This is a genomic window from Ohtaekwangia koreensis (assembly GCF_900167975.1).
Classification (GTDB): domain Bacteria; phylum Bacteroidota; class Bacteroidia; order Cytophagales; family Cyclobacteriaceae; genus Ohtaekwangia; species Ohtaekwangia koreensis.
Genome location: NZ_FUZU01000002.1, coordinates 1,165,727 through 1,186,830 on the forward strand (window position 1 = coordinate 1,165,727; position 21,104 = coordinate 1,186,830).

Annotated in this window: 27 protein-coding genes; 24 read left to right on the forward strand and 3 right to left on the reverse strand. The window is 41.9% G+C overall.

Annotation, left to right across the window (positions count from 1 at the left end; all coding sequences use genetic code 11):
* Positions 1 to 195: 195 nt before the first annotated feature.
* The 21 genes from B5Y40_RS18060 to B5Y40_RS18160 all read left to right on the forward strand — a co-directional run bounded on the left by B5Y40_RS18060 (position 196) and on the right by B5Y40_RS18160 (position 16,680).
* On the forward strand, positions 196 to 969 hold the full coding sequence (locus tag B5Y40_RS18060; protein ID WP_221408959.1) for a DUF817 domain-containing protein: 774 nt from the start codon (positions 196 to 198) through the stop codon (positions 967 to 969).
* 176 nt (positions 970 to 1,145) lie between these two features.
* The gene (locus B5Y40_RS18065; protein WP_079688178.1) at positions 1,146 to 1,964 is read left to right on the forward strand and encodes a glucosaminidase domain-containing protein; all 819 of its coding nucleotides are present in this window, start codon (positions 1,146 to 1,148) and stop codon (positions 1,962 to 1,964) included.
* Between the two features lie 3 nt (positions 1,965 to 1,967).
* On the forward strand, positions 1,968 to 3,026 hold the full coding sequence (locus tag B5Y40_RS18070; RefSeq protein ID WP_079688179.1) for a polysaccharide deacetylase family protein: 1,059 nt from the start codon (positions 1,968 to 1,970) through the stop codon (positions 3,024 to 3,026).
* A gap of 477 nt (positions 3,027 to 3,503) precedes the next feature.
* On the forward strand, positions 3,504 to 4,739 hold the full coding sequence (locus B5Y40_RS18075; protein ID WP_079688180.1) for an SPFH domain-containing protein: 1,236 nt from the start codon (positions 3,504 to 3,506) through the stop codon (positions 4,737 to 4,739).
* Positions 4,740 to 5,094: 355 nt separating this feature from the next.
* On the forward strand, positions 5,095 to 6,012 hold the full coding sequence (locus B5Y40_RS18080) for a DMT family transporter (RefSeq protein ID WP_079688181.1): 918 nt from the start codon (positions 5,095 to 5,097) through the stop codon (positions 6,010 to 6,012).
* Positions 5,988 to 6,389, forward strand: coding sequence for a DHCW motif cupin fold protein (locus B5Y40_RS18085; protein WP_221408960.1), 402 nt, complete (start codon positions 5,988 to 5,990; stop codon positions 6,387 to 6,389). Before B5Y40_RS18080 ends, B5Y40_RS18085 begins: the two co-directional genes overlap by 25 nt.
* Entirely contained in the window at positions 6,377 to 6,841 is a 465-nt protein-coding gene (locus tag B5Y40_RS18090) for a GNAT family N-acetyltransferase (RefSeq protein ID WP_079688183.1), read from the forward strand. Before B5Y40_RS18085 ends, B5Y40_RS18090 begins: the two co-directional genes overlap by 13 nt.
* Positions 6,838 to 7,356, forward strand: a complete 519-nt coding sequence (locus B5Y40_RS18095) for a GNAT family N-acetyltransferase (protein WP_079688184.1) — start codon at positions 6,838 to 6,840, stop codon at positions 7,354 to 7,356. Before B5Y40_RS18090 ends, B5Y40_RS18095 begins: the two co-directional genes overlap by 4 nt.
* Before the next feature lie 11 nt (positions 7,357 to 7,367).
* Entirely contained in the window at positions 7,368 to 7,865 is a 498-nt protein-coding gene (locus B5Y40_RS18100; protein ID WP_079688185.1) for a GNAT family N-acetyltransferase, read from the forward strand.
* Between the two features lie 2 nt (positions 7,866 to 7,867).
* Positions 7,868 to 8,371 (forward strand): DinB family protein, encoded by a 504-nt coding sequence (locus B5Y40_RS18105; protein WP_079688186.1) that lies wholly within the window; start codon positions 7,868 to 7,870, stop codon positions 8,369 to 8,371.
* Between the two features lie 87 nt (positions 8,372 to 8,458).
* Positions 8,459 to 9,037, forward strand: coding sequence for a DJ-1/PfpI family protein (locus B5Y40_RS18110; protein WP_079688187.1), 579 nt, complete (start codon positions 8,459 to 8,461; stop codon positions 9,035 to 9,037).
* Positions 9,038 to 9,134: 97 nt separating this feature from the next.
* Positions 9,135 to 9,584, forward strand: coding sequence for a DinB family protein (locus B5Y40_RS18115; protein ID WP_079688188.1), 450 nt, complete (start codon positions 9,135 to 9,137; stop codon positions 9,582 to 9,584).
* Positions 9,585 to 9,612: 28 nt separating this feature from the next.
* Entirely contained in the window at positions 9,613 to 10,233 is a 621-nt protein-coding gene (locus tag B5Y40_RS18120; RefSeq protein WP_079688189.1) for an FMN-binding negative transcriptional regulator, read from the forward strand.
* A gap of 13 nt (positions 10,234 to 10,246) precedes the next feature.
* Positions 10,247 to 11,659, forward strand: a complete 1,413-nt coding sequence (locus B5Y40_RS18125) for a pyridoxal phosphate-dependent decarboxylase family protein (protein WP_079688190.1) — start codon at positions 10,247 to 10,249, stop codon at positions 11,657 to 11,659.
* Between the two features lie 165 nt (positions 11,660 to 11,824).
* Positions 11,825 to 12,898 (forward strand): branched-chain amino acid aminotransferase, encoded by a 1,074-nt coding sequence (locus B5Y40_RS18130; protein ID WP_079688191.1) that lies wholly within the window; start codon positions 11,825 to 11,827, stop codon positions 12,896 to 12,898.
* 173 nt (positions 12,899 to 13,071) lie between these two features.
* Positions 13,072 to 14,088 carry a zinc-binding dehydrogenase gene (locus B5Y40_RS18135; protein ID WP_079688192.1) on the forward strand — a complete coding sequence of 339 codons (1,017 nt, stop codon included), beginning with the start codon at positions 13,072 to 13,074 and terminating at the stop codon, positions 14,086 to 14,088.
* Between the two features lie 4 nt (positions 14,089 to 14,092).
* Complete coding sequence (locus tag B5Y40_RS18140; protein WP_079688193.1) at positions 14,093 to 14,539, forward strand: GNAT family N-acetyltransferase; 447 nt, start codon at positions 14,093 to 14,095, stop codon at positions 14,537 to 14,539.
* 21 nt (positions 14,540 to 14,560) lie between these two features.
* Positions 14,561 to 14,968, forward strand: a complete 408-nt coding sequence (locus B5Y40_RS18145) for a GNAT family N-acetyltransferase (RefSeq protein WP_079688194.1) — start codon at positions 14,561 to 14,563, stop codon at positions 14,966 to 14,968.
* A 25-nt stretch (positions 14,969 to 14,993) separates the two neighbouring features.
* Positions 14,994 to 15,635, forward strand: a complete 642-nt coding sequence (locus B5Y40_RS18150; protein WP_079688195.1) for a pyridoxamine 5'-phosphate oxidase family protein — start codon at positions 14,994 to 14,996, stop codon at positions 15,633 to 15,635.
* Between the two features lie 125 nt (positions 15,636 to 15,760).
* Complete coding sequence (locus B5Y40_RS18155; protein WP_079688196.1) at positions 15,761 to 16,150, forward strand: VOC family protein; 390 nt, start codon at positions 15,761 to 15,763, stop codon at positions 16,148 to 16,150.
* 122 nt (positions 16,151 to 16,272) lie between these two features.
* Positions 16,273 to 16,680, forward strand: a complete 408-nt coding sequence (locus B5Y40_RS18160) for a Dabb family protein (protein ID WP_079688197.1) — start codon at positions 16,273 to 16,275, stop codon at positions 16,678 to 16,680.
* 69 nt (positions 16,681 to 16,749) lie between these two features.
* Here the strand turns inward: B5Y40_RS18160 and B5Y40_RS18165 are convergent, their stop codons facing one another.
* Both B5Y40_RS18165 and B5Y40_RS18170 read right to left on the reverse strand, forming a co-directional pair.
* Positions 16,750 to 17,319 carry a redoxin domain-containing protein gene (locus B5Y40_RS18165; RefSeq protein ID WP_079688198.1) on the reverse strand — a complete coding sequence of 190 codons (570 nt, stop codon included), beginning with the start codon at positions 17,317 to 17,319 and terminating at the stop codon, positions 16,750 to 16,752.
* Positions 17,316 to 17,951 carry a 4'-phosphopantetheinyl transferase family protein gene (locus tag B5Y40_RS18170; protein WP_079688199.1) on the reverse strand — a complete coding sequence of 212 codons (636 nt, stop codon included), beginning with the start codon at positions 17,949 to 17,951 and terminating at the stop codon, positions 17,316 to 17,318. The genes B5Y40_RS18165 and B5Y40_RS18170 overlap by 4 nt, the downstream gene beginning before the upstream one ends.
* 96 nt (positions 17,952 to 18,047) lie before the next feature.
* On the opposite strand from B5Y40_RS18170, the gene B5Y40_RS18175 reads away from it, so the two are divergent.
* Genes B5Y40_RS18175 through folB form a run of 3 tightly spaced genes read left to right on the forward strand, consistent with a single transcriptional unit; the run spans position 18,048 to position 20,175 of the window.
* Positions 18,048 to 18,956 carry a WD40 repeat domain-containing protein gene (locus tag B5Y40_RS18175; protein ID WP_079688200.1) on the forward strand — a complete coding sequence of 303 codons (909 nt, stop codon included), beginning with the start codon at positions 18,048 to 18,050 and terminating at the stop codon, positions 18,954 to 18,956.
* Between the two features lie 14 nt (positions 18,957 to 18,970).
* Positions 18,971 to 19,819, forward strand: coding sequence for a DivIVA domain-containing protein (locus tag B5Y40_RS18180; RefSeq protein WP_079688202.1), 849 nt, complete (start codon positions 18,971 to 18,973; stop codon positions 19,817 to 19,819).
* Positions 19,816 to 20,175 carry a dihydroneopterin aldolase gene (gene folB, locus B5Y40_RS18185; RefSeq protein ID WP_079688203.1) on the forward strand — a complete coding sequence of 120 codons (360 nt, stop codon included), beginning with the start codon at positions 19,816 to 19,818 and terminating at the stop codon, positions 20,173 to 20,175. Before B5Y40_RS18180 ends, folB begins: the two co-directional genes overlap by 4 nt.
* 306 nt (positions 20,176 to 20,481) lie before the next feature.
* Here folB and B5Y40_RS18190 read toward each other — a convergent pair whose 3' ends face one another.
* On the reverse strand, positions 20,482 to 21,081 hold the full coding sequence (locus B5Y40_RS18190) for a hypothetical protein (RefSeq protein ID WP_079688204.1): 600 nt from the start codon (positions 21,079 to 21,081) through the stop codon (positions 20,482 to 20,484).
* Between the last annotated feature and the right edge of the window lie 23 nt (positions 21,082 to 21,104).

The following is a 21,104-nucleotide window of genomic DNA, read 5'->3' on the forward strand; positions in this document are numbered from 1 at the left end:
TGAAGACAATTTCAACTGATCTGGTCAAAAGTAGTAAAATTGAAACTGTTTATTTCATGTGCAAAACAATAAATATTTACATTTGAAACCCTTGACTATCCATATCATTTGAAGCAACTCCATAACGCAATCGAAAATTGTTTTGTACTTCATGGCGATGAAACCAGGTTTATTTCCTTCCTAAAACAATTTCTATTGTTTGGCTATCTACAGGCTATATCCTGTATATTCCCGGTATTGATTTTTATTTCGCTCGCACTTTCGTCTGCGTTGCATATAGGAATTCCGCGCTATGATCTTTTGTTGATCGTCTGTATTATTGCTCAGGTGATCATGTATAAAACCGGACTCGAAACACGTGATGAAGTATATGTGATCACACTTTTCCATTTACTGGGGCTGATCATGGAATTGCATAAAGTGAATCGCGGTTCATGGTCGTATCCGGATGAGGCATACACCAAAATCATGGGTGTGCCTTTATATGCAGGCTTTATGTATGCGAGTGTGGGGAGCTATATCTGCCAGGCATGGCGAAACCTCAAGCTTGACACAGTGCATTGGCCGAAAGATATATTTGCTATCGGTATAGGCGCAGCCATTTATCTGAACTTCTTTACGAATGCCTTCATCATAGACTTACGGCTATATATAACACTGGTGTTGGTCGTGATCTTTTGGAAAACAAAATTTTCATTCAAGCTTCATCAGAAGACATACTATATATCGGCTTTACTTTCATTTTTGATCATTGGCTTTTTTATATGGCTTGCAGAAAATATTGCCACTTTTTTCGGTGCGTGGAAATACGCTTATCAGCACAGGGGCTGGCAAATGGTAACGTGGCATAAAATTACTTCGTGGAGTTTATTAGTGATTGTAAGTATTATTATCGTAGGACAATTAAAGCGCCTGAAGGAAAGTCGAACCACGATAAGTTCTTCTTCCTCAGAGATCCCGCAAATGTAGTATCTGTCCCCAAGCAGTGTGAGACAGAAATGAGTTTATACTTTTCACGTTGCGGAGGCCGACCAACTAACGGATTGAGACGATGAGCAGCCAAAAGGGTCAATCTCAACTTCTGTAAGATGTGTTAACTTGCATTATCGAAATCGGCTCGTGACGATTTCTGTTTACGTATAGTTATGAGATACCCTACCGCTCGAAACCTTTTCTTTATAACGTTCCTTATTCTCTTCATAACTATATCGGGTTGTGATGACACTAAAACATTTAGCGTACAAACAGAAACCATAAAGGTAGAATCGCTCGACCAGATTGTGCTGGTAGCGGATGTCCTGGTGAAACCATTACTCTATACGCATGTTTCAGGACTTGAAAAACTCCCGGTTCGCAAAGCAAAAGCAAAATTTATATCAGCAGTGTTGCCATCCATCCTGGTAGCCAAGCACGAAATCGAACAACGCAGACAAAAGATAGTAGCCTTGCGGGGAAAAACGCGGTGGTCTGAAAAGGACAGTGCCCTATATATAGACCTGCGGAACCGCTATCGTGCTAAAGATATAGATGACCTGATCGTGCGTACAGGAACGTTACCTACAAGTCTCGTTCTCGCTCAAGCAGCTGTTGAAAGTGGTTGGGGCAAGTCGAGATTTTTCCTTCAGGCGAATAATCTTTTTGGAGTTTGGTCTTTCAATACAAATGAATCGCGCGTGGTGGCCAGACGTACGCGAAAAAATAAAAGGATATATGTTCGCGCCTATCCCGATATGTCCAAATCCATAATAGATTATTTTGAGATTCTGGCACGTTCACGCACCTATAAAAGTTTACGCGAAGCACGCGCGCAGACAGAAGATCCACTTCAGTTGTTGCCACATTTGAAAAACTATTCCGAGCGAAGAACAGCCTATACCAATCAGTTGAAGAAGATCATTCTGCGCAACAACCTCAAGCAGTTTGATGCATATACCATTGATCCACAGTATTTGGTTGAAGATTAAGTTATGTCGCGTTTATATATTCTATTTTTTCTTCTATCGGTTTTTTCATGCACTGGCAAGTCGGCATCTGTAGAGGATAGTGCTATACTGACTCAAGGTGATAAAGAAGTTGTTTGCTTTATATATCATCGTTTTGGTGATTCACGATATCCAACCACCAACACACCGGTAAAAGATTTTGAAGCACACCTGGCATATCTCGCCGATAATAATTTTCAGATACTAACTTTTTCTGAGGCTATAGATTATTTGCAATCTGATAAGCCAGCACGGAAAACTGCCGTTATTACCATTGATGATGCCTATAAAACTTTTTACGATCGCGGCCTTCCTTTACTCAAGAGATATAGCATGCCTGCTACATTATTTATCAACACCAAAACAGTTGGTGGTGGTGATTATATGAGTTGGGCGCAGTTGCAAGAAGCCTTAAAAAATAAAGTAGAGATTGGAAATCATACGCACTCCCACGACTTCTTTTTGAATGAGGCTGCCGCTACACGATATAAAACTTTTAAGGATGAGATCGAATTAAGCCAATCAATCATAGAAGAAAAACTGGGCAGCAAACCAATCATATTTTCATATCCTTATGGAGAATTTGATGGAAAGATGAAAGCCATCGTAAAAGAGTCAGGATTTAAAGCGGCAGCAGCGCAGAATTCAGGAGTCATGTATGCAGGGATGGATCTTTTTCAATGCCCTCGCTTTCCCATGTCAGAAGCATATTCTGAGAAAAGTAAATTTGTAGAGAAAGCAAAGATGAAAGCGCTACACGTGGTGAGCAGCAAGCCTGATAATTTCATTTTGCCTGCTGATAATCCGCCCGTCCTGACGTTGACATTTGATGGGACGGATTTGCGGATTGATCAGCTCCAGTGTTTTGTACAAGGTGGCGAATGCTCACTTAAAACTATAGATAAGCAGAAAGTTACCGTTACACTGCAAGCCACAAAGCGCATTGGTAAGAAACGCAGAACGTTGTACACTATAACTGTTCCCGATAAGCAAGGTATATGGCATTGGTATAGTCATGTATGGATAAATACAGCAGTAGAATGATCTATCGGTAAGCATGCTTTAAAGCACATAATATTTCCCCGCGCAACGCAAGCAGGAATAGTTGTATTGGACATCGCAACGTGTTGCATCGCAAGTGGTTTACTGTCAAAATATATTCGGATATATTCCTATCTTTTTGAACCTTTTTACGTTCAACTAAGTGTGTTCGGGATAAGAACAAACCAGTGGAAAATAAAAGTAAAAAACTGGTTTCTTATTAACGCTATCCCGGATATACACATCCATATGTAACGATCACATCCGTTGTTGTTCAGTAAATAGCCAAAAACAAGAGGCTCAAACATTCTTCTTTACATTCTTTCAAGTATATATTCAAACAAATAATATGATAAGACTAACACTTGCAGTCGGATTTCTGGCTGTGTTCGGCATAGTAGGCTACGCTGTAGTACTGCTCCTGACAAACTATTTTTCTAACCATAATAAACCTAACAACAAACCAAACAACAATTAAACATGAACCCTTTAATCTCAAAAAAAACCATCGTCATTGGAGTAGTAGCAATCCTCGGTATGGTTTTGTTTCTGACCATTAATCCATTTTCGTGGAATGATGCTGGTAACAGAACTGTAGTGGAAAGAACAACCGGAGAACAGATCGTACAGTTTGCGCCCGGAATTTTCTATGCAGGATTTTTTGCCAAGGAAAAAGAATGGCCTAACCAGATCTCGGTTACGTACCAGGACGAAAATCCTAAACTCGAAATCGAGGACAACGGAATTGAAGTCGGTCAGATTATGATCCGCTTTAGCGATGCCACTACTGCGAATGTGAAAGGTATAACACAGTTTATATTACCTTCTGATGAGAAGGAGATGATATTGATTCATAACACACACAGAACGCCACAGTCACTGGTGGTAAAAAGATTGGCTCCCTATACCAAAGAGTGTTTGCAGTCATCCGCTCAGTTAATGAGTAGCGAGAAACACTACGGTGGGGGTAGAGCACAAATGGCGCAGGACTTTATGGATCAGTTGAAGGATGGTGTATATCTTTTGAAGACGGAAGAAAATGTAGTATATGATTCACTGGAGAAAGAAAAGAAGAGAGTATACCAGACTGAAATTCAATACGACAAAAAGACTGCAGCACCGAAACGTAAATTGTCTTCTATAAAGGAATACGGTATTACGGTAGCAGATGCAGCGATAACCGATGTTGACTATGAAGATAAAGTCGATCAGAAGTTAACAAAGATTATTGATGCGGTAACGAAGTCATCTATATCTAAACAGGAATTGATGACCGCACAACAACAGACTTTAACAGCGAAAGCTAAAGGTGAGCAGGCCTTGGTTGAAATAGAGTATCAACAGAAGCAAGAGCAAACCAAACAGGTTGTTGAAGCTGAAACAAAAGTAAAAGTTGCCGAGCAAGACAAGATGCAGCAGAAGATCGCGTATGAGGGTGCTATATTAGAAGCCAAGAAAATAAAAGAGTTGGCAGATGCACAAGCATATGCTCGCGCTAAAATCATGCAAGCTGACGGTGCCTTGGAAATGAAATTGAAAGCCCAGGTAGAAGTACAGAAAGTTTGGGCAGATGCATTTAGTAAATATACTGGTGCTATTGTTCCACAATTCCAAACAGGAGGTTCGACTACTACCAATGGTGCATTGAACTTCATGGACATCATGACTGCTAAGACAGCGAAAGACTTCGCGCTGGACCTGAAGAACAAAAACTAAAAATTAGTTAGGTCTTATATTGAGAAGAGAGCGGAATATACTTCCGCTCTTTTTTTGTTTTATGATTCTGCGGAAGATATAGGCTAAAGTTGTTCACGTTATTATTTTCCTGTCACCACTCATTTGTCCCTACATAGCGCAGTTAAACGTTTGCGCCCCAACACAGATGCGTGGTACAGTTATATATGAATGCATGGCATTTGTGAACTTGTCTGCGCTTTCCCCGCTGTATCATCCGAGATCTTGAATCAGTTTTAAACTGATATGGTCAAAATAAACAAAACTGAAACTGTTTTTTTTACGTAATAACTTCAAGATTTGAGTTCTGTTTCACACACTATAACAAAACACGCCCTTGAAAAGAGAATTACTATTTGCGTACATCGCTTTGGTTGCGATTTGTATCATCTGGGGAACAACGTACCTCGTGATGCGAATGGCTGTTGTCGAGTTTCCTCCGTTCTTGTTTGTATCGGTTCGCCAGATTATTGCCGGATTGATCCTTGCAGGTTTCATGCTTACCATCGGTAAGATAAAATTACCCGGAAAGGCTTATATCATTCGCCAGGCGATTGCAGGATTCTTTATGATCACACTTGGCAACGGGTTGGTTGCATGGGCTGAAGTACATATACCCAGTGGTGTTGCTGCGGTTATCTGCTCATTGATGCCGGTCACGGTTATTATGATCAACCTTTCTATCAATAGAGAAGAACGTCCTACCGTTCCGATTATGCTCGGTGTAGCGATTGGTATGATTGGTATCATTCTCATCTTCAGTGAACACATCAGTGAATTTACAAGGATTGAATATATACTCGGTATCGTGATGACATTTGTTGCCGTATTGAGCTGGGCCAGCGCCAGTATATGGTTGAAGAAGCATAGCGAGAATTCAAATCCATTTCTAAACGCAGGACTTCAAATGTTCTTCGGTGGTGTATGGATGATTCCCTTGTCTTTAATGTTCGATGACTTGAGTGAAGCGCATTGGACACCTGCTATTATATATCCATTAATATACCTGATCGTAATGGGGTCCATTGTTGCGTATGCATGTTACTCCTATGTACTGCGCAAATTGCCTATGACAATCGTGTCCCTTTATGCTTACGTGAACCCTTTAGTGGCCGTGGTATTGGGATGGTTTGTACTTGGTGAAAAGCTTAACCTGAAGATATGGATGGCCATTCTTCTCACGGTGGCAGGTATATATATTGTCAACCGAGGCTACCAGCTCCGTGATGCATGGAAGGCTCAATTCAGCAGGTAGCAATGCAATCCATTTTATTTCAAACTACTGACTGGAGTGCTGTTCCCGTTACACAGCATAGCGGAGAACAAGGTATAGCTTTGTGGCGAACGAAGCAGCTTGGAGGTTTACGCATCAGGCTCGTGGAGTATTCTGCTAACTACCGGGCTGATCATTGGTGTAAGGCAGGTCACATTGTGTATTGTATCGAAGGTGAAATGATTTCAGAGCTGGCGGATGGCAGAACCTATACGCTATCAAAGGGAATGACATACGAGGTTTCTGATAATGTAAGTATACATCGTTCGTACTCCAAAGACGGTGTGAAGCTTCTGATCATTGACGGAGATTTTTTAAAACATGAATATAATAGAGTAGATAATCCATGGAGAATGTAACTGCTAAAGTTGTAACGTACCGACCGGAGCATCAGCCGTGGTTTGAAAAATTTAACCGCACCTGGATCGAACGATATTTTTGGATGGAGCCAATCGATTTTGAAGTGTTGCAGCATCCGGATAAGTATATCATTGAGAAAGGTGGTACCATACTAATGGTATATGCCGGTGATACAGTTGCAGGCACTGCAGCGTTGAAATATGTATCTCCTGGTATTTATGAGTTCACCAAAATGGCAGTGGACGAAAAATTTCAGGGATTGAAACTAGGCAGGTTGCTGGCAGAAACTTCGATCGCAGAAGCCAAAGCGCTGGGCGCCGTTAAAATTATACTATACTCACACACGAGTCTTACAACAGCCATTGGGTTGTATCGGAAATTAGGATTTATAGAGGTACCTGTGGATGGCCCCTATAAAAGGAGTGATATAAAAATGGAATTGGCATTATGAAATCGGATATCAGAATAAGAAGAGCAACCGTTGCTGACAAGACTACACTTTGTGCGCTGGGGAAAAAAACGTTTCATGAAACGTTTGATCCCTACAACACGCCTGAGGATATGGAGTCGTATGTAAGCGTAGCATTTACTGACGAACAATTAGAAAGTGAGTTGAAGGAAAAAGATACCGTTTTCTTTCTGGCTGAAGATGGAGCTATACCAGCAGGCTATATTAAACTTCGAAAGGGAAAAAAGCAGGAGGCATTGCCCGACGAACAAATTGAGCTTCATCGTATTTATGTAGACAAGGAATATTTCGGACAAGGTGTGGGTGAAGCTTTGTTTCAGGCTGGTCTTGAATATGCGAAGCAGGCTGACTGTAAGGTAATATGGCTGGGAGTATGGGAGGAAAATGAGCGGGCAATAGCGTTTTATAGAAAAAAAGGATTTGAAAAATTCAGTTCACATGTATTCCTGCTCGGTACTGATCCACAGACGGATTGGTTAATGAAGAAATATATATAGTATATATAACTATGCATTTTAGAATTGCCACCATACAAGATCTGCCTACAATTGTTGCGATCTATAACACTACGGTAGCCGGCAGAATGGTAACAGCTGACACGGAGCCTGTTTCTGTAGAGAGCAGAGTGAAGTGGTTTGATGCACATGCTACAGCCGACCGGCCATTGTGGATGGTAGAGGATGAAGACTCCGCTATAGTAGGCTGGGTAAGCATTCAGTCATTTTATGGACGACCAGCGTATCATGGTACAACGGAAATATCAATTTACCTCGATCCGGAATATCGCGGTAAAGGGTTAGGGAAAAAGATTTTGCAGCAGGCTATAGATGAGTGCCGGACACTCGGGATTAAAACACTGCTCGGTTTCATCTTTGCGCACAATGAGCCTAGTCTGAAGTTATTCAGACACGCAGGGTTTACCGATTGGGCATTGTTCCCGGATATAGCGGTGTTGGATGGTGTGGAACGAAGCCTTATAATTTTAGGAAAACGTATCGCGCAGTAAATATGAAAAAGCTCGCATGGTTTGAACGGCAATTTACATTTGGGCTTCCTGCTGGTATGCTCCCGTTTTACCTGGAGCGACTCAGTGGAACCGCTATTCGTATAGAGGCTAAAGTAAAAGATATAACCGAAGCTATACTTTCGGAAAGACGAAACGAAAAGTGGAGTATAAAACAGAATATAGGACACCTCGCGGAAGTCGATGAGGTTGCCAATCATCGGATAGATCAGATGTTGCAGGGCGTGCCTGTGATGCTGCCTGCCGTATTTGAGCCCAAAGACTATAATCAGCAACCTGTACAGGAAGTGCTTGAATACTTTCGTGAAAACAGGCTGAAGAACCTGGCGAAGTATAAAAGTATTCGTGAGGAAGATCTTGCTAAGTCATCGCTTCATCCGCGATTACAATTGCAGATGAACCCGGTTGATCTCGCATTCTTTGATGCTGAGCATGATGATCACCACCTGGTAATGATAGAAGAAATACTTACTGCCAGTACCCGGTAACCGGATTTCCAGGCAGCATACGTATATATAGCACGTGCTTAACAGGAATTTTGATTTGTATTTCCAACACCCTAATCCATACAATCAATGTCAAAGAAAATTACCATCGTAGCATTCGACAAGTTTACCGATGTAGATGTATACCTTGCATGGGATCTATTCAATCGAGTTAAGCTGATTGATGACTCCTGGTTGGTAAAAATAGTAGGCACTGAAAAAACACATACCTCGGTTACAGGTCTTCCGCTACATATACACGGTACGATTGAAGAATGCGCCACTGCTGATGTTGTATTTTTTTCAAGCGGTCCTGGCACACGGAAATTAATGCGTGATACAGATTACTTGAGTCGCTTTAACCTTGATCCAACGAGACAATTAATTTGCTCTATGTGTTCAGGTTCGTTAATTCTTGCGGGCTTGGGATTACTAAATGATATCACTGCCACCACTTATCCAACAGCGATTGAAGAATTAAAATCGTTTGGTGTTACGGTAGAGGAGAAACCACTAGTGATACATGGCAATATCGCTACCGCTGCAGGTTGCCTGGCGGCTATCGACCTTGTGGGATGGGCCATCGAACGCACGTTAAATACACTTGCAAAAGACGAAGTACTTGCCTCCGTTCAACCCGTAGGCAAAGGCCTGGAGTGTATATATTAATGTAACTCTATACATATATTTTATCGATCGCATATATCGAGGGATAAATTTCTCTAGACATCATATTCTCATATTAACGGATAATTTCATAGAAACTATGCTCACACAAGTTCTCAAAACAGTATTCAACAGAGATCTTTTAAAATTGAAACAGGAGATCGCGTCTTATAAACATGAACCTAACCTTTGGAAAATAGAAAAGAATATAGCCAACCCGGCCGGAAATCTCTGTCTCCATTTAGTAGGTAATCTCAATACCTATATAGGTGCAACCTTGGGTAACACAGGCTATATCCGCCATCGTGATTTGGAATTTTCATCACGAGATGTTCCACAGGAGGAATTGATTCGGAAGGTTGAGGAAACTATACAGGTGGTTGACCGTGTGCTCTCTACATTAACCGAATCACAACTTAATGAAGAGTACCCGTTACTGGTATTGGCCGAGAAAACTTCAACCGGTTTTTTTCTGGTGCATTTAGCAACGCACCTTACATATCACCTTGGACAGGTAAACTACCATCGCAGGTTGCTTGACAGCAATTGAAATACTATTCAATCTTAATACAAAAGAGATGTATACCCCAAAGCAATTCAAGAACGATAATGATGCAGAGATAAAGGAATTTGTCAGACACAATGGTTTTGGAATTCTGGTTAGTCAGAAGGAAGGAGCCATGTTGGCAACGCATATACCTTTGGAATTGTCGGAAGACGGCACGAAGCTGTCCGGGCATATATCCCGTGGTAATCCACAATGGAAAAGTTTTACAACGGATGATGTGCTGGTGATCTTCAACGGGCCACACACTTATATATCATCTTCCTGGTATAATCACGCGAATGTGCCCACCTGGAATTATATAGCGGTTCACGCATACGGCAAAATCAACATCATAGAAGACGAGGAACTGTTTAATTCATTGGCGAACCTGATGAACAAGTACGAAAAGAACTCACAGCATCCTGTTACAGTAGAAAAGCTCACACCTGAATATATAAAACGTGCCATGCAGGGAGTCGTTGGCTTTGAGGTCACCATAACAAAACTGGAAGCAACGTATAAGCTATCACAAAATCGTGATCACGAAAGCTATAATTCCATTGTTCACGAATTAGAGAAACGTAAAGATGAGAACTCCGAGCAAATCGCCCAGGCGATGGTAAAGAACCACGCTTCACTTTTCAACACTTAATATCCCAACAACCATGCATCCGCTTTTAGAAAACGATAAACAAGATCTGCGCCAAATACTGAGTAATACAGTGACGCTGGCAGAAGAATATTTAGCGCAGCAGGAGTCACTGCCGCCAGGTCGTTTTATCAAAGATATACCGCTGGAAGATATACCCGAGCGTGGCGAAAGTGCACTCCATGCACTGGAATATTTCAAGCAACACTACGCACCCTATATAACCAACAGTGCCGGTCCGCGGTATTTTGGTTTTGTTACCGGAGGGTCAACGCCTGCAGCGGTAGCCGGAGATTGGCTGGTAAGCGCTTACGATCAGAACGCTTGTGGCAGTAACGACTCCATAGCACCACAGGTAGAGCGCCAGACTATACATTTTTTTAAACAGCTTTTTGGATTAGACGATATATACTTCGGAAGCTTTGTAACCGGAGCAACGGTGTCCAACCAGGTAGGTCTCGCGTTGGGCCGTCAGTGGGTTGGTGAGCAATATGGCAAAGATTTTAGTGCTGAGGGAAGCTATAACGTTTTACCAGTGAAGGTGGTGAGCGCTACACCGCACTCGAGTATTCTGAAGTCCATGGCTATATTAGGCATGGGCAGAAATACGCTTGTTAAAATTGACACCTTGCCTGATCGTGAAGCTATAGATATAGTGGCATTGGAAAAATATCTGCAGACCGTAAATGAGCCGGTAATTGTTGTTGCCAATGCGGGCACTGTAAATACGGTAGACTTTGATGATCTGGAAGCTATTGGCAAACTGAAAGCGAAATATCCTTTCTGGTTACATATAGATGCAGCCTTTGGTGGATTCGCTGTACTGTCAAAAAAATACACTCATCTCGTACAAGGTATAAATCATGGCGACAGCATCACTATTGATGCTCATAAATGGCTGAATGTTCCCTACGATGCAGCGATGCAGTTTACGCGTCACAAGCGTATTCAATTAAAAGTATTCCAAAACAGTGCTGCGTACCTGGGTGATCCTGAGCAAAGTCCGGATTACTTTCACTATACACCTGAGAACTCGCGCAGATGGCGAGCACTTCCTTCCTGGTTTACACTGAAGGCTTATGGAAGAGAAGGTCATCGCGAAATTGTAGAACGTAATTGCGACACGGCATATAGTCTTGGTGAGAAGATCAAGCAATCATCTGAGTTCAGGTTGCTGGCTCCCGTTCGTATGAATGTAGTTTGCTTTACGTTGAATCAGGAGGGAGTGACCTTTGATGGTATACGCGCATATCTGAGCGCAATCCGTGATGATGGCCGGGCATTCTTTACCCCAACGCTTTATAAAGGCGTGCCTGCCATCCGTGCTGCTATTTCAAACTGGCAAACAACGGAGGCCGATATTCAACTCGCATTTGATGTGCTCACAGAAGTGTATCAAACACAAAAGCACACTTTGATACCTGCGTAAACATGTATCAGCAAAAACATAAATATGAAACTGCGATCTTTACAAAATTAAGTTTGCTCTTTTACAGGAATACAAAAGATTTAGGGCTTGCGATAGAAAATATACCCGCAGGCAGGGATATGTCAGCAATAATTAGGAAATTTCACCCTGTAACTCTTTAATATCATGACAACTTTAACGACTTCAATCCCAGTGCAGCGTATTGCGAAATCGAGAATCAAAGAAGTTGATTTCAATAACCTGGAATTCGGAAAATACATTGCTGACCACATGGTGGTCGCAGATTTTAAAGATGGTAAATGGCATGAGCCTGCAATTTTCCCATATGGTGATATGCTCATGAGTCCCGCGATGCTTTCACTTCATTATGGTCAGGCAGTATTCGAAGGGATGAAAGCCTTCTTCATGAATGATGGTAACATCAATATATTTCGTCCGCAGAAACACCATGCACGTTTCAACAGATCACTCGATCGTATGTGTATGCCGCAGATCAGCGAGGAAGCTTTTATTCAGTCACTACGCGCGTTGATTGAACTCGATAAAGATTGGATCCCTACCAGCGAAGGATCTTCATTCTATATTCGTCCATTCATGTTTGCTTACGAAGCAAGACTCGGTGTTAAAGTTGCCGATCATTTCAAATTTATAATTATCAATAGTCCTGTAGCTGCATACCAGGCTAAACCATACCGCCTGAAAGTAGAAGATACATACGTACGTACTGCTGAAGGAGGTACTGGCTTTGCTAAATGTGCGGGTAATTATGGCGGAGCATTTTATCCTACACAGATTGCACGTGAGGAGGGCTTCGATCAAATTCTTTGGACGGATCACAAAGAGCATAAGTATATAGATGAGGTTGGTATGATGAACGTGATGTTCGTGATCAACGGAAAACTCGTCACACCTAAATTGACAACAGCCATTCTCGATGGTATTACGCGTGACACAATTTTAACGCTTGCAAAAGATATGGGCGTTACGGTTGAAGAACGTAAAGTAAGCATCGATGAAATTGAAGCTGGCTTGAAAGATGGCTCTGTAACAGAAGCTTTCGGAACAGGTACCGCTGCCGTTGTGGCGCCGATTGCCGTAATCAAAATCAAAGGAAATGATTTAATTATACCAGAGGCCGGACCAGACAGCTTCCAGCTTCGCGTGAAGAAAAAATTAAATGATATCCGTATGGGTGTTGAACCCGACAAGCACGGATGGAATTATATCATTCACGTTTAAACCTTGCCTTACTGGACCATGTATTAAACATTTCCGGAAGAGCTTGTGGTGAGGTTGAAATATATACTTGCTAAATATAGTTAAAAATAAAATTAAGAATTGCCTAAACCTCATCCAGATACTTTCCTTTCAGGGAAGTTGCACGGATGAGGTTTCTTTTTGAAACTGATTTTATGTTCGCATCCAAAAAAAGAGCTGTCCTTTTTAAAGGCAAAGATTATCCGGTAGAAGTTCAGGAATTTAAAAAGCCACGACTGGTAAAAGATCAAGTGCTGATTCGCATGCATTATGCTGCGCTCAATCATCGCGATCTGTGGGTGATCAAAGAACAAGCACAGCATTTTCCGGATGGAATTGTATTGGGTTCGGATGGTTGTGGTGTAATTGAAGATGTAGGAGAGGATGCAGATCCAATGTTGGTAGGATTGGAAGTTGTGATCAATCCAAGTTTGGACTGGGGTGATAATCCGATCGTGCAAGGTGACAGGTTTAGAATTCTCGGTTTCCCGGATAACGGAACCTTCAGTGATTACCTGGCGATCTCGAAGAAATATATATTTGAAAAGCCGGAGCATCTCACCTTCGAAGAATCAGCTGCCGTACCGTTGTCTGGTCTTACTGCTTACCGCGCATTGTTCTCGAAAGCAAGATTGCGCTCTAAAGAAAAAGTATTGATCACAGGGATAGGAGGAGGAGCAGCGTTGTGGGCATTGCAATTTGCTGTTGCCTATCAGGCGCGGGTATATGTAACGTCCGGTTCAGACGAAAAAATAGAAAAGGCAAAGAGGCTTGGAGCGCTTGGTGGTTTTAACTATAAAGATCCGGAGTGGGCAACCAAGGCACAGAAGGAAACCGGAGGCTTCGATATTATTATTGACAGTGCAGGTGGTGATCAATTCAATAAACTCATTGAGCTTGCCTTGCCCGGTGGAAGAATTGTAAACTTCGGTCGCACGGCCGGCAACATTACCGAAGTAGCCACGCGATTGCTCTATTGGAAGCAACTTTCTGTTCTTGGTACAACCATGGGAACACGAGATGAATTCTTATCGATGCTGGATTTTATTGAAGGCAGGAAAATCAAACCTGTTATCGACCAGGTATATTCCATCGACCAGGTAAATGAAGCTTTCCAACGAATGGAAAACAGCGATCAGTTTGGCAAGATTGTATTAAAAATCGCCCGGTAATTTTATGGATATCGTGAAACAGCAAACCATCGATGGGTTTATATTCAGCTCCGATCGTACACGTATAGATATACCGTATGTTCATAAGGTTGCTTCAACGCAACTATACTGGGCAAAAGGAATTCCGCTTGAGACAGTAGAACGATCTATCGAAAACTCGTTATGCTTTGGAGTATATATAGCGGATCAGCAAATAGGTTTCGCTCGATTGGTGACAGATTATGCAACGTTTGGTTATCTGGCGGATGTTTTCATTGATGAACAGTATCGAGGAAAAGGCCTATCGAAACAACTGATGAAATTTATCTTTGACATAAAAGAGTTGCAGACCTTCAGACGTATGATATTGGTTACGCGCGATGCACACTCACTTTACGAGCGCTATGGGTTTACTCTACTAAAAACGCCCGAAACCTATATGGAATTGCATCGCCCGAATGTATATAGTTAGTTCAATTCAAACCCCATTACCATGCTCTCCATTCAGTACCACGACAACCGTACTATTTCTGCTGGTCAGTTTATAGATGTGCTAAAGCGATCTACACTTGCCGAACGAAGACCCGTAGACGATTTAGATCGTATCAACCTTATGTTGAAGCACGGTAATATACTCATCACAGCCTGGGATGGCGACAAACTCATTGGTATTTCAAGAGCGCTCAGCGATTTCTCATTTTGTTGTTATCTGTCCGATCTCGCAGTTGATGAAGCGTATCAGAAACAAGGTATAGGGAAAGAGTTAATAAAAAGAACGCATGATGTATCGGGTGCGAATACAACGCTCATCCTGTTGGCTGCTCCCAAGGCTGTAAATTACTATCCCAGAATTGGCATGGAGCGAAATACAGAATGCTTCATCATTCCCAGAGCACGCTGATCCTTATCTATAAATATATACTTCCATGGAAAAATTCTCTATCACTGATAAAACTGAAATCACACGTTTACCAAAGCGTGGCGTATACGATAAGGAAACTGTATATAGCATCCTTGATGAGGCGATGTTCTGTACACTTGCCTATGTACGCGATGGACAGCCGTTTCAAATTCCAACAGGCTTTTGTAGAATAGACAATAAACTATATATACACGGTTCGGTGGGGAGTTTCTACATGCGCGAACTTGCAGAAAAGAAATTACCGGTATGCATCAGTGTAACGTTTATGGATGGATTGGTGCTGGCGCGCTCGGCATTTCATCATTCTGTAAATTATCGTTCAGTGGTTGTTTTTAGTGAGGCTACCAAGGTGGAAGATCAGGGCGAGCTATATACCGTGCTCGAAGTTTTTACCAACAAGCTGCAGCCGGGCCGTTGGGATGATGTACGTAAACCCGATGCAGGTGAGTGGAAGGCTACCATGGTATTATCATTTGATATACAGGAGGCATCTGCCAAGGTTCGAACAGGCGGACCGAAAGATGATGACGATGATTATAATCTGGATATATGGGCTGGTGTAGTGCCTCTAAAAATAGAACGAAAAGAACCTATACCAGATGACGTGCTGAAACCGGGAATAGCGTTCCCTGATTATCTGAAATGAACAATAAATATATATTCGTAAAACCCTCCGGAGTTTCCAGCGATATACATTTCATTCGTTAAAAAAGATCTGCGCTTATCTGTGAAAGTCTGCGGGCAATAAAATACAAAACTGAAATATAGACTATGAGAATAGATCATCTCGCTATCTGGACACACGACCTTGAAAAAATGAGAGCTTTTTACGAAAAGTATTTCAACGTTACTGCCGGTGAGAAATACATCAATCCAAAAAAGAACTTTGAATCTTATTTTTTAAATTTTGAGAACGACTGCCGGTTAGAGATCATGAAGATGCCCAATATTCCGGCAAATGAAAATGATGTTTACAAGCAATTCACCGGACTCATTCACTTTGCTATATCTACCGGAAGCAAAGAACAAGTAGATACACTCACCGAACAACTCCGCGCAGATGGTTATGAAATAGTGGGTGAACCGCGCACAACAGGAGATGGTTATTATGAAAGCGTAGTGCTGGATCCCGAAGGAAATCGCATTGAGATAACTGAGTAGAAAATCAATACGCTGCTTTAAAGGCCTGTGGTACACCGCTGATCACAGATCGTTCAACGCATAGTTAATTTTTTGTATTTTCAACCCGTAAAATTGGATTTCAAATCTTACAGTATCAGCGTATGTCCCAAACCCGCAGAACATTCATCGCCAGCGCAGCTGTATTAACAGCCGGTGTGGCTTCAGGTATGTCATTAACATCTATGGAAACAAAAAGCAAAAAACAACTCGCACACCACGTATTCTTCTGGTTGAAGAACCGTGACTCCAAGGAAGATCTGAATAAGCTTCTGGAAGGTCTTAACACGCTAAGGAAAATTGAAACCGTACGCAGTATATATATAGGCGTACCGGCCAGCACAGAAAAGCGCGATGTAGTCGATAACAGCTATAGTGCTTCTGAACTAATTTTCTTTGACGATGTAGCTGGTCAGGATGTTTACCAAGTGCATCCTATCCACAAAAAGTTTGTAGAGAACTATTCGCATTTGTGGGAGAAGGTTATTGTATACGACGCTATAGATGTATAGTCAGTCACTGGCTTCAGGTTTCAGGATGTTGATCTATACTAGCATCCTGAAACCTCAGCCGGTACTTTATTATTTCTTTCTGATAGTACATCCCACAGGGCGTACTTCCGTTGTTTGAATGCCTTGATTGGCCAGCATAATATCAATTGCATCCTTCAGGTGATGGTGACGAACGTCTGCTTCCACCTGGGCATTGTCGTCAATCGCACCCTTATAGACTACCGAAAATTTTCCACCTTCATTCTTCAGTAAATATACTGCAGGACTTTTCGTGGCGCCCAGTGCAGTCATTAAGGTTTGATCTTTATCGGCTAGGTATGGCAAGGTAATGCCTGCCTGCTGTGCTTTCCGGGTCATGGCATCTGTAGATTCATTGGCATCAACATGTGAATTCACCAACAGCACAGGGACCTTGTCCGCATAGTCACGTGATAATTTATTGATACGCGCACGATAATATTCATCATACGGACAAGCGTTGCTGGTAAAGATGATTACAATACCGGAGCACGAAGGATATGTACCCAATGACACTGTATTTCCATTCAATACATTTACCAATTTAAAATCCTGGACAGGCTGTGCTTTTGCAATAAAACAGGCAACCAGTATGAACCATAGTCCGATGAGTTTTCTCATGACGCGTTACGTTTAGTATATACCACTACAAAGTTTGGATAAACCTTGTAGTATAAAGGTATTATCGTTTCTACATCTTTGACAATAATGCTGCCAAGAATGTTACCCTCAGATTCCCGTGAAAAAGGGCTTATAATCAGGTTTTCTGCCAAGGTAAGATCTTTTTTGCCGTATACTTTTATCAAGGCTTCCTTTGCACACCAGTAGATGCAGAGCTTCGTAATATCCCTGCCGGCATCTTTCAACTCATCGTGTCGAAATACCCGTGGGGCTATACGCAGAAGTTTTTCTTTAGGCTGTTCGAGGTCTATACCGGTTGGAGGTTCGCGATCTACAAGCGCAGTTACATACGGATACGAATGACTTAGCGAAAGCTGGTAGTCATAGGCCTTTGGAAAAGGTTTCCCAAATTCATCTTTCACAATACCTTTAAAGGTTAGCCCGAGTTGCTCAAGTATAGCCTTTACAACGACACGGCCTGCGAGCCACTCCATTCGTTTTTTAGGATTATGCACAGAGGCTGGTATGGGATCAACCGTTCCGATCATCTTCTGCAGTTCATCTTCATCCTCTTCAATTTTCCATAACGCCCTGCCGCGGTCTTTGGTAATCTCTATTTCTTCTAATGCCATTCAGGTATACCTTCTTTACAGTTCGGTGTTTTCGGATTTAAGCATTTTATTTTAAAAACATCCCTGAAAGTTAGAACTTTGCCGTTTAATTCAAGGATGTCGAAGATAGAAGTAATAAAACGTCATACACTCCGGGGGCATAACGACTGTGTCTATACCTTAGCACGTTCGGGCAACGACAATCTTTTTTTCTCGGGAGCAGGTGATGGCATGGTGGTGGCATGGAATTTAAGCGATCCTGAAAACGGTGAGCTGATTGCTAAACTTCCCAACTCAGTATATGCTTTACATCATCATGCCCCAAGTAACTTCCTGTTGGCAGGTCATAACTATGAAGGCATTCATGTACTGGACTGGAAGAATAAAACAGAAGCAGCATCGTTACAATTAACCAAGGCATCGATCTTTGATATACAGTCAAACCACGATGACGTGTTTGTGGCAACGGGTGACGGCACTGTAATAAAAATAGCGCTGTCGTCCATGAGTATATTGACAAAAGATCAGTCCTCTGAAAAAAGTGCGCGCACCATCGCGATCCATCCCACCAATGGAGACATCGTAGTGGGCTATAGCGATCACTATATCCGGGTATTTGATACTAACCTGCAATTGAAGCACGCCTGGCAGGCGCACGCTAACTCTATATTTACCATTCGCTATACTCCGGATGGACATTTTTTGATGAGTGGCTCACGCGATGCAAGGTTAAAAGTTTGGGATGTTAACAACCAGTATATCCAGGCAGCCGAAGTGGTAGCGCACCTATATGCGATAAATCACATCGATTTTAGCCCGGATAACAAACATTTCGTAACTTGTAGCATGGATAAGTCCTTAAAAGTGTGGAAGTTGGATGAGCTCAGGCTGCTCAAGGTCATAGACCGGGCGCGGCATGCAGGACATGGAACTTCCGTGAATAAAGTTTTATGGACCAACTATGAGAATCAACTGGTAAGTGCCAGTGATGATCGCACTATTTCCGTCTGGAATATCATTTTTTAAACTTTTTAGTAATTATGAGAGTAACACCACTAGACATTCGCCAGAAGACGTTCGAGAAGAACTTCCGCGGCTATCAGACAGATGAAGTTAATGCTTTTTTGCTCACGCTGTCGCAGGAATGGGAACGCACCATGGATGAGAACAAGGAGCTTCGTATAAAATTAGAAGCTACTGAACGTGAAGTGACTAAGCTTCGCGAAGTTGAAAGTTCTCTTTACAAAACTTTAAAGACAGCAGAAGATACCGGTGCTAATGTTATTGAGCAGGCACGTTATGCGGCAGACTTGCATTTGAAAGAATCGCAGATGAAAGCAGATGCTATACTGCATGAGGCTAAAACAAAAGCGAGAGATACTATAGAAGAATCTGATCAGCGCGCGAAAGAAATTGTAGAGCAAATGGAAGACCGCCTCAAAATGATGGTGGAGAACTACAAGAAGCTTGAGACAAACCGTGAAGATTTGTTGGCGGACCTGAAGCGTCTTGCCAATGATACTATAGATCGCGTAGAGCGCGCCAGAGTATATACAAAAGATTTCAATCCTGATCAGCATCTTGCTATGGCAAAACGTGAAGCCAAGAAGATTGCTTTTCCAAATCAATACCGCGCGGAAGAAAGACCTGAGCCCAAGCCAGCAGTAGCTGCTATTCAGGAAGAACCTGTTGCGCCAAAAGAACCCGTTGCTTACAAAGAGCCGGTAGCATATAAAGAACCCGTCATCCAAAAAGAAACTCCAAAAGAAGCAGCTAAAGAAACTCCTGTTGAACCTCCGCCTCCAGTATTTGAAGAGGTAATGATATCTGCACCTGCTCCCGTTCCGGCAAAAAAAGTAATGAAATCCTTCTTTGACGAAATTGCATGAGCGGACGTGTAGCGCTCGAAGGTCTTGAGTTTCATGCCTACCATGGTGTATATCCTCATGAACGTGAATCGGGCAATTGGTTTGAAGTAGATATAGCGGTAGATACAGATTTTGCAACGGCTGCCGAGCATGATGATCTGCTCGGCACCGTTAATTATGAAACGCTTTTCCGCATTGTAAAAGAAGAGATGGGTAAACCCTCGAAGCTCCTTGAAACAGTTGCCGGAAAAATCGCAGACGATGTTTTGAAAGCACTACCTGCAGCCAAAGCAGTAGAACTAAAAATCTCAAAACTCAATCCTCCTATCGGAGGCAAATGCAGACGCGCTTCGGTCAGTTTGACGTTGAGACGATAGTATATATCTGAGAGATCATAATTTTTCCTGCGGATTTCATGTCTAAAATGCATTTAAGAATCTGCGTCAATCTGTGAAATCTGCGGATAAAAATGCATTGAATTTTATAGCCTCCTTATCAGGAATTATGATCGCCATATTCATGATATACTATTCTTTTGATCCGGAATTTTTCCTGCAGAACTCGCAGAGTGACGCAGATAATGCAAAATGCAGTCTAACATAAGAATCAACAAAAAATAAAGTCTGCGTTAATCTGTGAAATCTGCGGGATAAAAATGCATTGAATTTTTGTAGCCTCCGTATTCATGATATATTGTTTTTCTGATCCAGAATAGCACTGATAATATTGTAGAGGATTTCGGAGTGCCACTCATTATAGTCTATCCAGATATGAAATTCAGGCTTGTCTCGTTTCGATAGAACAAAGAATCGCCTATAGGATTTGAAGTCCACTTCCTGCCATGTAAAACGTAAGCCGGTTCCGGATACAATAATGCCATCCTGCGTTAGCTTCAGTTTACCTAGTACTAAATCTTTCTTTTGTTCAAAGAACTCTTCCTCGTATCGATCCGCTATATCTTTTAGGAAGTACTCCCAAAGCAAGTCGGCAAGTTCTACATATATAGCACGATAATGTTTCCGAATGCCAAGGTAATTTTTAAAACGAATCGATAGTACTTTATTGTTTATGTCTTTGATTGATATACTATATCTATCGCCCAAATAAAAATGATAAAACCGAATAGGAGTAGTGTCAAACTTAATGTCAGCGATATCCTTCTTGTGTATAAGAGCAGGGGTACGGCTCTTTATATCGTTATTATCAAAAGCAATAGAATCAGGTGTTATAGTAAGTGTTCGTAATCTGTCTAATAACCCTGATTGAAGTAAGTATTGTTTCAAGCAACAGTTTTTTAAAAGTATAG